The sequence below is a fragment of the Veillonella sp. VA141 genome (assembly GCF_003992175.1).
Classification (GTDB): Bacteria; Bacillota; Negativicutes; order Veillonellales; family Veillonellaceae; genus F0422.
Window position 1 is genome coordinate 392,030 of record NZ_RQVM01000001.1, and the last position, 13,449, is coordinate 405,478.

Below are 13,449 nucleotides of genomic sequence, written 5' to 3' on the forward strand. Positions count from 1 at the left end.
TTCAAAACTAACTACATTCATCCATATTAATTAAATATTGATTTCTATTTAGCCTGCTATGCCATTACAACTATCACTTTTTATCTAATTTATTCAAATTATGTTTAATATTTTCCAGTGCCTGTTCCATATCATATTCTTTCACAAATTCAAGTTCTGTTTCTCCCGGGTCAAAGGATGTTAGTTTGCCACCTTTTGTATTAAATATGCCTTTAATTCTAATAGAACTATTAGGCGGGATTAACGTGTATCGGATATCTTCTACTTTATGTGTTCCTTCAACTCGTCCATGGGCTTTCACTTTGATGTCCACAAAGTAATCTGATGTATTTTGCACTGTTTGCTCCCAAGTTCCATCTGTTTTAGCGCCCCCTTTTAATAAGTCTATATCAAATCGCCCTGGTCCAAATATAAAGTTAGTTTTTGTCATATCTAATAATGATTTTTCAGTACTAGGGTTCGTATTATTCACAGACATAATCACCCAAGGTGTAATCGGTGCCAACCTAGCTGCATTAGCTTCGGTGTATCCAAAAATAGCCGTATAATGATGGAGATAAAATAAAGCCCCTACAAATACAATGAAAGGAATGAAAAATTCATTTAATCTTTGGAACAAGGTTTGATCTGGTCTTCCAAAGAAAAATTCGTGAATAAACTGTTTTAAATCTTTCTTTATTTCTTGTCCTTCTTCGCTGGCATCAAACTCTTTCTTTAAATTTTTTGCTACTTCTTTAGCTTCTTTTTAGTCATTTAATAGTCCCATATCATACTCCTTTTCACAAATTACTTTTACATAGAAAACAATAACTACTCTTTTATTATACAATCCACCATAGACAAATATTGTCTATGTAAATACTTATTATGAAAATTTTACAAATCTATAGCTAAAAAATTTCACCATATACACAAAAAAGGAAAGCCCATGCTAAGGCTTTCCTTCGTAACTTTCACTAGCACATTCTACTAGTGCCTATTCTTTTATCAGTATTATTTCATCCGTCTAGGCTTTATCAGCAGCCGCATAGATTTTTTGTACCCCTCTGTTGGATAAGTAGCAAGAGAACATACAAAGGACTACGCCCACTAGCAATGTGTAGAAACCCATGTCCCAACCCCAATGGTCTACAACGAAACCAAAGAGGGTTGTTCCTAAGGAACTACCCACCAGATAACTCATAAAACCACGTAAGCCTACGGCAGATCCTAAAGCAAATGTTGGAATGACTTCCATCGCTTGTACTGGAATCATAGATTGTGGAATATAAATCAAACATCCAGTTATACACGCAAATACAGTGGCCCATAAAATACTATCAGAGTTCATATACCCAATAACGCAAGCAAAGATGACCACTAAGCAATAGATTGGTAATTGCATGATGCGTCCTTTAAAGTATTTATCTACCAAATAGCCTGCTAAGATCGTAGATGGAATAGCAGCCCATTCAAATAACATATAGGCTACACTCATCTCTGTTTTCGTAAATCCTTTTACTTTCAGTAAGTATAAAGGAATCCAGGTAATCATGCCAAAGCGTACCATGTATACGAATACGTCGATTAACACCAAATACCAAGAGTTTGGATTTTTAAATACAAAGTTGTAAAACACTTGGAATGCATTCATATTCTCTGGTTTGTCCGCTGCCATTTTAGCAGATTTTTGGCCTGCCGCTTCCTCTTGGAATACCTCCTCTACCGTTGGTAATCCTTCTTCTGTTGGACGTCTACGAACAAAATACAAGACTAATAGCACACAAATAGCGGCTAAGATAGCTGGTACTGCAAATGTGCCGAGGCGCCAATGCTCTGTTCCTAAATAGCCAATTGCTACACCTACGATAGGAGCCACAATGCCACCACCTAAGTTGTGGGACATATTCCAAATCGTACTAGCACGACCTCGCTGAGATCTTGGAAACCAATATCCTACCGTAATGATTGACGGTCCTACACCCATCCCTTGGAATAAACCTAATAGAATAACGAGTCCGATGAATAAGGAATAATGTGTAGTAAATCCCATCAATACATTCAAAATGACGCATAAAGTCAAACCGATAGCCATAAAATACTTCGGATTTGCTTTATCTGCCAACACAGACATGAATCCTTTGCTAAGTCCGTATGTAATCAATAAACAGCTAGACAATAACCCTAATTGCGTTTTACTTAAATCTAGTTCACCAGATAAATAAGGCAATGCTAAATTAAAGTTACTGCGCACTAAGTAGTAAGCTGCATATCCAATCCATACACCAATCAGAGAATTCATTTGCAAGCGTAAAAAACGACTTTTTACCTCTTGACTAACAACTTCCATTATAACGCCTCCTTTACATTGCATGTCATGGCATAGTATATACCTTTTTTAGATGATAGGCTAGTAGTTTATAAACATAAAAATGCATTTATATATAGTCTTTACTTTCAAAGTTTGGATACAAACCACGAATCATAATATCTAATCCATCATATATGCGGACCCCTGAACTATAGACCATAAATAAAGGAATCCCATAAACCCGATGATCACGAATCGCATCAACATGTTGCAAGGCTAGATTATCATATAAATATTGTATAATCTCATCTTGATGTTCATAATCATCTTCTTGTAACACTACAAATATGACAGAAGGATTTAAATCAATCAATTCTTCTATATTGATGGTTTCCCCAACATCGCCCAATAAATTACCACCAATCTCTTCTATCATCTTTCCACCAAGTGTATCGTCATCATACACACCAAACTGTCGTCCGGCAGGTTCTATAATCATCACTGTATCCTGTGTAGGATGTGTTTCTCCATATTCTTTAGCTGCTTTCACATATTGCTGTATTCGATAAACAATCTCTTCAGCTTTCTCTTTTCGATTGACCACATTTCCTAAATCCAAAATATATTGGTATTCTCCTTCTACAGTAGCTAAAGAAGACTCCGCTGATGAACTTGCGATATACGTATGAACTCCTCTGCTCATCCAAAAATCAGTACTTTTTAACCTGTCCTTTTGAAATGTAGTGTACCAACCTACTATTAAGTCAGGTTCCCATAACAAAGTACTTTCCACATCTGGAACTTCCATACTTTTATAAGGAATTTTTTCATACTCTGCACGATACTCTTTTGAAATATATTTACTATCAGGCACCCCAATAGCTGCAATAATTCTATCTCCCATACCTAATGCTAATAAAGTTTCTACTGAATTTTGCCAAACCGCCATAATTCGATAACTTTCATCATCATAGGATATATCTTGGTAAGTAATTTTGCTTGTCAATTGCTGTACAATACGAGGACTTGTCTTACTACTTCCTTCCGTAGTAACAACATACCTAGGCATAGGAATAAGTTGGTTTATTCCTTGCAAATATGCTGTATATATACTAGCTAAAATAACGATACTAACTAGAAAAATATATATTTTTTTCATTCTGTCCCCTAAATAAAAGAGCTACAATTTGTAGCTCTTTTACAATGATTAGAAATTATATTTAGCACCTATCATGACTTGTCGTCCCGGCATTGCAGCGCCACCTGCACCAAAGTAAGAATCTGCCATTGTTTCATAAGCTTCATTTGTTACATTTGTAATGGCTAAATATGTAGTTATATCTTTAGTGATATTGTAATTTGCATTCCAATCAATTACAAAGAATCGTTTAGACGTAAACCCTACTGTATTAGCACCAGTATAATAGTTCATCAACAGACCAGAAGAGAATTTATCACTATCATAATTAAGATTTAACGTATAATGATTAGCTGGTCGTAAATTATTAATACCAGAGTTAATATCTGCTGGATCATTAAAACTCCAACCTTCTTTAGTAGTATAACCATGTTTTGCGGACCAAACATCTTTTAAATGGCTATAGGCAAGTCCAATATTCCAATGATCATTTAACTTATGATCTAAGGTAACATTAAAAGATGTTCTTTTTTGTTTTGCATTTACTGCATATTCCTCATCTTCTTCACTTACAAAAGGAACTATCGCGATAGAATTAGACATATTCATCACACTATAATGGGCTCCTAGTGTAGTATTTTTGCCAAACTCTTTTTGATATCCCAATGTAAAGACATTACCTTTTTCATCTTGCAATGGCGTATTATTTTCTCCATATACCGCTTGATAATCACTAGCATGTAATGGTCGTAAAATGCGAGCCCATCCTGCATATACAGTGCTATGATCAGCAAACCGATATTGTAGGTTTAATGCTGGTGTTAAGACATGCGTAGAACCACCTTGAGATTCTTTTGTTTCCGTTGTAAAATCTGTATACTTAGCAAACCGAAGTGCTGGTGTAATATCAAAGTGATCATTAACATGAATTTTATCTTGTAAATATCCATAGATAGAATTGCGTTTTACAAAGGTTTCTCGATGGCCTTTTTCGCCATTGCTAATATGATAGTTTGCCGCTTTATCATAGGTAACATTACCAATCACATCATGTTTTCCTAATGAGCGAGCCACTTGTAGTTGAATCCCTCTATTTCTCTCACTTTGATAGGAAGTAGGAGCTGGTGCTTTTCCTCCAACTTTTGCTACCCATTCTTCGAGTGCCTTTTTACTGCCTCCTGGAAACGGAGCTAGGTGTTTACTAATCCACTTATTTAACGTCTCTTTATCCTTAACACCATCTGGAAAGTCTGCTTGAAATTGGTCTATACTACCTGGCAGCGCCCAGGTACCTAACATAGAGCCTAAATATTTATGATTTTGATTATATAGTCTTACGAAGCTCTCCATATCTCCTTGACGGTCAAAGGTATATTTTACATCTAAGTCATTATTTTGGAATTTATTATATGAACTAAAACCTATGCCGTGTAGCCCAAATAGATTACGGAATCCAGGAATAACATTCTCCCCTCTTAGGTAATAAGATTTCCCTGTATTCGGATTGATCATTAATTTGCCTTGATCATCTAATTTACCCACACCTATGGCAAATATAATACGATTCCAGTCATTTTGATTCCAATATTTTAAATTAGGTGTTGATACAGGATAACCATCTTTACCTTGTTTATGGGTATAGGAAATACTTAAACGATGGGTATCATCAAAATCCTTATCGATTCGTAAGTTGGCACCTTTTTCCTTAAACTCAGACCCACCAAGTGTAGCGGATTTACCTATATATCCATCCACAAACTTTGTGTCACCAGAGGTAATTTTATTAAGACCTATAAAATAATGTAAGGAATTATCGTTACCCGCACTGCCTAAATAGGTGAAGTCATATTTATGCTGCTTCCAGCTACCTGTTGAAATATCTAGTGTAGCCTGTCCACCACCTTCAACTCCTTTACGAGTTAAAATATTAATGACACCACCTGTGGCATCTGAACCATAAGCGGAAGCACCAGGTCCTTTGATAACTTCAATTTTATCAACAGCATTCATATTGATGACTTGATCTAAATTTACACCAGTACTTTTGCTACCATTTTCATTTATAGAGCCAATATTTTCACTGGTCATATTATCAACGCGACGACCATCTACAAGAATAATTACTCTTGCATCACCATTAATAGTCAAACTATTATTATGTGAATTATATCCATATTCTCCACCACGATATCCGGGACTTTGGATAGCTACACCGGGAACACGTTTAATAGCTTCACTTAAATCAGTATAGTGACGTTTTTCAATTTCTTCCCGAGTAATAACTTTCACATCACCACCTGTACGATAATAGGATTGTTCCGTTACAGTATTACCAAATTGATCCTTTGAACGGTCTCCCTTCACGACTTTAGGGTCTAATTGATACTTATCTAGATGTTCATCAAATGCCGCATGTACTCCACTAAATGTAGTCAGTGCTACGCAAGCCAGCAAAGCTGCTGACACCCCTTTTTTTGTAAATTTCATAAATATACCTCCCTTAAGTATTCCGTACGCCCATACGAAAAATAAAATAAGACCTTACACATAGTAGGTTCCCAATCAAGTATAACTCTACATTGTGTTAAATTTCAAGTTCCAGACTATGAAAGCTTATAATTCCTAGTATTACACTATTTTATATATATTTTAGTATTAATTACGTTCATCTACAATTTTCTCTAATACTACTATAGTGACTAAAAGCGCCATACAATTCTAACTGCATGTAGTAAGAACCATATGGCGCTATGTACTTCATCTAAGCTAATGTATAGATGTCACTATTTAATTTTATAATACAAACCGATAGGTTCTCGTTGCATAGGCTCGAACTGGTCGGCCGTTTCGTGTGGCTGGCACAAAGGTCCATTGATACGCCACGCGCATCACGGCTTGTTCAAATTCAGGTTGTCCGCTGCCTCCAATAATATCTACAGAGCTAACAGAACCATCTTTTTCTACTACCAATTGAACAACCACAGTGCCTGTTTTACCTTGGCGGAGCATTTTAGGAGGATACGGTGCTTCTACATCACTGACTAGAGATAAACTACCAGCATCAACGATCACTCCATCATCGTTGCCGTCTACCCCGTTACCATCTCCAGTACCTTTGCCGTCTCCGTCTCCATCTCCGTTACCGTTACCATTACCATTACCATTTCCATCGCTAGGTTCCGTACCTTCTCCACCGCCTCCAGTGGTTCCTGGAAGTGCTGATGGTGGTGCTACAATCGCTACATTTTTAGGTACTTCCGCTTTCACTTGTTCTAAAATTGCATCTGCATCGGCTAAATTCGTAATCGGTGGTGGAATTTCACGTTTTTCAGTATGGGGTGCTGCAATCGCCGGTCCTGCACTCGGTTGCCCTGCGCTACCTTTATCCTCATGAACCAACTGCACCTCTACAATTTCATCCGATTCTGGTGTCGGTGTTTGGATATGACCCAATACGCCTAGAAGTACTACAAGACCTATATTTGTCAGTCCGGATATCACTGCGGGTATACGCCATCGTCTATCCATAGTACCTCCTTATTTACTATCTGTCGCAATGGATACTTTAACAATACCCATTTGTTTCAATGTGTCTAAGACAGTAACAAATGCGCCATATTCAGCTTTCGCATCACCACGCAAGATAACGACCATATCATCGCCCTTCGCTTTTTCAGCTTGCAAGTAACGAATCATTTGGTCAAGCGTCACCGGTTGTGCTTCCACATAGATTTGTCCGTTACTTGTTACAGTAATTGGAATTTTACGTTGCAAGTCCACTTTCGATGCCACCGCTTGTGGTAATTGAATTGGCACAGTTTTTTGTACGACCATTGTCAACATACTCATCATGAAAAATACCAATAAAAAGAAGATGATATCAATCATTGGAATAATCATGAGTTTCGGTTTAGACGTAGTCCGTAAGGATCTAAGCCGCATGGTTGTCACCTGCCAATTCCGCCATATACATAGCACTTGCATCTTCGATTTGGCTAATCAAAATATCTTGTTGTTGCACTAAGTATGTATGTAAAATCAAAGCAATAATCGCCACGATCAAGCCTGTGGCTGTAGCAATCAAGGCTTCCCCTACACCACCAGTAATGGCAAATGGTTGTCCTTCAGAAATAGATAATACGCTGAAAGAACCAATCATGCCTGTTACTGTACCCAACAAACCCAACAAAGGAGCCATTGTTACGATAGATTCGATGTAGTTTAAATATTGACGTAATTTTGCAGATTCACTAATGGCTGCTGCTTCCAACAATTTTTCTTGTTGTTCTTTATTATTGCCACCACGAGCTGCTTCTGCAATGACATGTGTTGCCATCCCTTTGCTTGTTTCTTTTAAGGCTTGTAAGCCCTTCCAATTGCTTTGTTGTACTAGAGGAATGATTGTTTCACGCAACGCATTCACATCATCTAGCATAGATCGATAAAAACGTAACCGTTCTACAAAAATAATCACAGCAATGAAAGAACAAAGTAACAATGGATACATTACATATCCACCTTTAATAAATAATTCAAATAATTCCATGTGATACCTCCTTATACATAAATACTTATTTCACTGTTTCCGTAAAAATAATATGAATAGAATCTTCTGTCGGACCTTCTACGATGCGACTATGTACACCATATAGATTTTGAATAAACTCTGGTGTCAGCAACTCTTTTGGCGTCCCTGTGCCAACCACTCGTCCTTTTTCCAAGGCTACTAAACGATGACAGAATTGGGATGCCAAGTTTAAATCATGAACAGCCATCAATACAGTTACACCCGCATCACGAACGATTTCCAACATTTCCAATTGGTACTTGATATCCAAATGATTCGTTGGTTCATCCAAAATCAAACATGGGCTTTCTTGTGTTAAGGCTCTGGCCAAAATCACACGCTGTTGCTCTCCCCCTGAAAGGCTCAAGAAACTACGTGTTTCCATATGATCCATACCTACCTGTGCTAAAGCCCGTCTAGCTATAGTATAGTCCCCCGGCGTATCTCCTTCAAGTAATTTTTTATGAGGCATACGCCCCATAAGTACAATATCCATCACTGAAAAGTCAAATTGGTATTGATTATGTTGTGCCACTACCGCCATTTGCAAAGCACTTTCACGAAATGAAAGTTCATCTAAGGCACGGCCATTCAACATAATTTGTCCTGCATTAGGATGTAATGTACGATAGATACATTTTAACAATGTACTTTTACCACTACCATTGGGACCAATTAAACCTACAATTTCACGATCTTGTACGTCTAAATCTATACCTTGTAAGATTTGCGTTTGTCCAATGCCAAAGGCAACTTGTTTTACTTGTAAATTCATTAATTACCTCCAAACGCATAGGTTTGCTTAATCATTAAGTATACAAAAGCTGGCGCCCCGATCACAGAAATTAAGATACCAATCGGTAATTCCGTATGAGGAATGAGCGTTCTACTGAGTGTATCTGCCACTACTAGTAATAAAGCGCCTCCTAAGGCAGATATAGGAATTAAACCTTTATGATTTGTGCCCAACGCTTGACGTACGATATGAGGAATGAGCAACCCAACGAATCCAATAATCCCTGCTGCATACACGGCAAAGCCTATCATAATCGAGCTCATCACAAGGTATAATTGACGATATCTGTGAAGATCTATACCTAGGGTAATGGCTACTTCATCACCTAGTAACATCAAGTTCAAAATGCGTGTTTGGGACCAGAAGAAGACAATTGGTACTAGAATAACAAGTAGCATAATGCCAATCAAATCCCAATTAGCCCCTGCCAGACTACCCATCATCCAGAAGGTTACGTTTTGAATCCCTTCTTTATCGTTTGCAAAGTATACAATAATACTCGTAAAGGCACTGCAAACGGCGCTCAAGGCCATCCCGGCTAACAACAATTTAATCGCATTAGCACGGCCACCCATATTAGCAATAATAAGCACACCAAAGGATATAACCATAGCCCCTATGAAAGCCATAATGCCCACATATTCTTCACCAAAGGCAATACCTACACCCATTAAAATGGCTACTGTAGCCCCTGTGGATGCACCTGATGAAATGCCTAAAATATATGGATCTGCCAATGGATTTTTAACAATGGCTTGCATAATGACACCACTGACAGCAAGTCCTGCACCGACTAAAGCGGCCAAGATAACCCGTGGCATACGCAACATCCATACAATATCATTCAAAGCCCCTTGTCGTGGATCCTCAATCGTAATGGTATCTACAAATTTTGATGCCACCACTTGCCACAATGTATGTGCTGGAATATGCACTGTCCCTAAAAATAAAGACCATGCCATACCCGCAATCAATAGGGCTATGAGTATAATTCCTACACCCACCACTGTGAATGTATGTGTTCGATTACTCATGAATACCTCCTGTAAAATTAGGATACAATCCGTGAATCATAAGATTCAATCCATCATGGATTCGTGTACCTGCGCTATACACCATAAATAGGGGAACCCCATGTACTCGATGATTACGTATGGCATCTACGTGTTGTAGTGTAGGATTCTTATATAGATTGTCTATGAGTTCATCTTGCCGTTCATAATCCTCTTCTACTAGCACTAAAAAGATAACTGATGGATTTAAATGAATCAACTCTTCTGCATTGATTGTTTGTCCTGCCTCAGAAATAAGATGTCCTCCTATTTCTTCCAGCATATTTCCTGCTAATGTTTCCTTATCATATACACGATACTGGCGTCCCGAATTTTCGAGTATCAGAACCGTATCTTTCGTGTTCTGTGTTTCTCCATAGGCTCTTGCTTCTGCCACTGCCCGTTTAGTTCGATTCACCAACGCCTGTGCACGTTCTTGTCTATTGACAATCGCTCCTAGATCAAGAATATATTGATATTCACCCTCTACTGTTCTCTTAGATTTTTTATAGGATGATCTCGAAATATAGCTATCAATCCCTCGTTGTGCCCAGAAATCCGTACTCTTCCAGTTATTCTTTTGAAAGGTAGAATACCAGCCTACAAGCAAGTCTGGCTCCCATAATAAGGTAGTTTCTACATCTGGAATTTCCATGCTTTTATAAGGAATCTTTTCATAAGCATCACGATATTCTTCTGCTATATATTTACTATCTGGCACTCCTATAGCCGCGATTATACGATCACCTACACCTAAAGCAAGTAGTGTTTCTACTGAGCTTTGCCAAACGCCCATGATACGACGTGGTTCCCCTTCATAGGTAATCTCTTGATCCGTACCTTTGCTCGTTAATTGATTTACCGTACGAGGTCCTACTTCCTGGGAAACAACAGTACTTTCCACATACTCAGGCATGGGAATAAATTCTTCCATACCATGTAGATGCGCGCTGTATAATCCTAATATGATAGCTAACATACATCCAGTTATATATAACTTTCTCATTTATTCACCTAAACGAAAGAGCTACCAAGGTAGCTCTTTCATGAATCATTATTAGAATTTGTATTTAGCACCAATCATAGCTTGACGAGCTGGCATTGCAGAACTACCTGGGCCATATACGGCATAGCTAGTAGTTTCGTATGCTTCGTTCGTTAAGTTTGTCACTGCAACGTATGTTGTTAAATCTTTAGTAACCTCATAGTTTAAATTCCAATCTACTACTACAAAGCGTTTCGATGTAAAGGCTTCTATATTAGAGCCTGTATAATAGTTTACTAACAATCCAGATGATACTTTACCCGCATCATAATTTACATTGAGTGTATAATGATTCGCCGGACGCAATTTGTTAATACCTGTATTAATATCACCAGAATCGTTATAACCCCACTCTGGTTTTATAACATATCCAGGTTTAACGCCCCATTTATCTTTCAAATGGCTATATGCAGCGCCTACAGACCAATACTTATTGATTTTATGGTCCACTGTTACATTAAAAGCAGTTTTCTTTTGTTTCGCATTGACCGCTGTACTTTCAAATTCATTTCCTACACGAATTGGGAAAGAAGCAATAGCATTACTCATATCTGTTAAGCTATAATTTAGACCTACCACAGTTTTCTTATTCAGCTCTTTTTGATAACCAATAGTATACACATTGCCTTTTTCATCTTGTAAAGGCGTTTTAAACTCACCATAAGTAGACGTGTAGTCTCCGCTACGTAATGGACGCACTACTTTTGTCCAACCAGCATACACTGTATTATGATCACCAAAGCTATATTGAAGATTTAAAGCTGGTGTTATTACATGGCTAGCTCCACCTTGGGATTTTACACCATTAACAATATAGTTTCCATATTTTACAAAACGGAGTGTTGGAGTGATATCGAAATTATCATTTACATGAATTTTATCTTGTACATATCCATATAACGAAGTACGTTTAGTGACAGTTTTTTGAACTTTACCGTGACGTTTTGATACTGCATCATTAAACGCCTTATCATAAGTTACATTAGCAAGTAAATCATGCTTACCAATAGAACGACCTACTTGTACTTGCATACCACGAGTTTTTTCATTTCGATAACTTGTCGGTGCTGCTGCCTTACCACCAGTTTTTTCTACCCATTCTTCTAGGGCTGCTTTGCTGTCTCCTGGGAATGGTGCTAAATTTTTAGAAATCCAATCATCTAGTAAAGATTGATCTTTCACACCAGTCGGGAAATCTTCTTTAAATTTATCTTGAATAGTTTTTTCCTCTGGTAATGGCAAATGCCAAGAGTATGTATCTGTGCTAGAGTATTTATGGTGTTGGCTATAGAATCGAGCAAAACTTTCCATATCAGATTGACGATCAAATGTATATTTTACATCTACATCATTATTTTTAAACTTACTATAAGAATTATATGCCAATCCATCTAAGGCAAACAAATTATGATATCCAGGATTCGTTGCATTACCCCATGTTGTGCTATCATCAATTAACATACCATTTTCATCTAATGCTCCCACATCAGCAGAGAAAATGATGCGATGCCAATCTTTTGTGTTCCAATATTGTAAATTGGGAGTGGAAATTGGATACCCATCTTTACCTTGCTTATGATTGATGGAAATTGTCAATCGTTGTGTATCACTAAAGTCTTTATCGATACGTACATTAGCGCCTCTTTCATCAAAACGAGAACCGCCTAATGTTCCCACTTCACCGGTATGTCCATCACGATATTTTGTATCATCAGATTTAACACGATTTACACCCACAAAATAATGTAAGGAGTTATCATTTCCTGCACTACCAGAGTAGGTAAAATCATAGCTATGTTTACCCCAAGAACCAGTAGAAACATCAACTGTTCCTTGATGATTATCTCCACCTTTGCGAGTGATAATATTAATGACACCACCAGTTGCATCAGAACCGTAGGCAGAAGCTCCAGGACCTTTGATTACTTCAATCTTGTCTACGGCATTAATATTTGTTACTTGGTCTAAGTTAACCCCAGTAGATTTGCTACCCGTTGCACTTCTACCTGCAATACGTGTACTTGTTGCATTATCTACACGACGACCATCTACTAGCACGATAACACGAGTATCACCATTGATAGAGATACCATTGTTGAAGAATTGGTATCCATATTCTCCACCACGGTATCCTGGGTTTTGGAATGTTACCCCTGGAATACGTTTGATGGCTTCTGTTAAATCAGAATAATGACGTTTTTCAATTTCATCACGAGTGATAACTTTTACGTCACCACCTGTACGATAATAGGATTGTTCTGTTACTGTGTTACCAAATTGATCTTTAGAACGATCACCTTTCACTACCTTTGTATCTAATTGATAGTTGTCTAAATGCTCATCAAATGCCGCGTATACGCCGCTAAATGTAGTCAATGCTACACAGGCTAACAGAGCTACAGAAATGCGCTTATTTGTTATTTTCATGAATATACCTCCAAAAAATTTCGTACACCCATACGAATTAATATATATGTATTGCTTTCAATACATAATAACATACTGTTTATAATTATACTTCATAGAATCTTCATTTTACAATATATTTTTCAAATATAACT

The 13,449-nt window shown here is 37.5% G+C and carries 11 protein-coding genes; all 11 read right to left on the reverse strand.

Going from position 1 to position 13,449, the window contains the following annotated elements; all coding sequences use genetic code 11:
• Positions 1–73 precede the first annotated feature (73 nt).
• The 11 genes from EO112_RS01845 to EO112_RS01895 all read right to left on the reverse strand — a co-directional run bounded on the left by EO112_RS01845 (position 74) and on the right by EO112_RS01895 (position 13,315).
• Positions 74–619: a hypothetical protein gene (locus EO112_RS01845; RefSeq protein ID WP_127162639.1), complete on the reverse strand. Its 546-nt coding sequence runs from the start codon at positions 617–619 to the stop codon at positions 74–76.
• Between the two features lie 387 nt (positions 620–1,006).
• Positions 1,007–2,329: an MFS transporter gene (locus tag EO112_RS01850; RefSeq protein WP_127162641.1), complete on the reverse strand. Its 1,323-nt coding sequence runs from the start codon at positions 2,327–2,329 to the stop codon at positions 1,007–1,009.
• A gap of 88 nt (positions 2,330–2,417) precedes the next feature.
• Complete coding sequence (locus tag EO112_RS01855) at positions 2,418–3,449, reverse strand: ABC transporter substrate-binding protein (RefSeq protein ID WP_127162643.1); 1,032 nt, start codon at positions 3,447–3,449, stop codon at positions 2,418–2,420.
• 48 nt (positions 3,450–3,497) lie between these two features.
• Entirely contained in the window at positions 3,498–5,915 is a 2,418-nt protein-coding gene (locus EO112_RS01860) for a TonB-dependent receptor (RefSeq protein WP_127162645.1), read from the reverse strand.
• A 306-nt stretch (positions 5,916–6,221) separates the two neighbouring features.
• Entirely contained in the window at positions 6,222–6,956 is a 735-nt protein-coding gene (locus EO112_RS01865; RefSeq protein WP_127162647.1) for an energy transducer TonB, read from the reverse strand.
• 9 nt (positions 6,957–6,965) lie between these two features.
• Positions 6,966–7,370: a biopolymer transporter ExbD gene (locus EO112_RS01870; RefSeq protein ID WP_127162649.1), complete on the reverse strand. Its 405-nt coding sequence runs from the start codon at positions 7,368–7,370 to the stop codon at positions 6,966–6,968.
• Positions 7,360–7,974, reverse strand: coding sequence for a MotA/TolQ/ExbB proton channel family protein (locus tag EO112_RS01875; RefSeq protein ID WP_126941111.1), 615 nt, complete (start codon positions 7,972–7,974; stop codon positions 7,360–7,362). The genes EO112_RS01870 and EO112_RS01875 overlap by 11 nt, the downstream gene beginning before the upstream one ends.
• Before the next feature lie 25 nt (positions 7,975–7,999).
• Positions 8,000–8,770: an ABC transporter ATP-binding protein gene (locus EO112_RS01880; RefSeq protein ID WP_127010899.1), complete on the reverse strand. Its 771-nt coding sequence runs from the start codon at positions 8,768–8,770 to the stop codon at positions 8,000–8,002.
• Positions 8,770–9,825 carry an iron ABC transporter permease gene (locus EO112_RS01885; protein ID WP_127162651.1) on the reverse strand — a complete coding sequence of 352 codons (1,056 nt, stop codon included), beginning with the start codon at positions 9,823–9,825 and terminating at the stop codon, positions 8,770–8,772. Before EO112_RS01885 ends, EO112_RS01880 begins: the two co-directional genes overlap by 1 nt.
• A complete protein-coding gene (locus EO112_RS01890) occupies positions 9,818–10,849 on the reverse strand; it encodes an ABC transporter substrate-binding protein (protein WP_127162654.1) in 1,032 nt (343 codons plus the stop codon). The genes EO112_RS01885 and EO112_RS01890 overlap by 8 nt, the downstream gene beginning before the upstream one ends.
• Positions 10,850–10,900: 51 nt before the next feature.
• Complete coding sequence (locus EO112_RS01895; protein ID WP_127162656.1) at positions 10,901–13,315, reverse strand: TonB-dependent receptor; 2,415 nt, start codon at positions 13,313–13,315, stop codon at positions 10,901–10,903.
• Between the last annotated feature and the right edge of the window lie 134 nt (positions 13,316–13,449).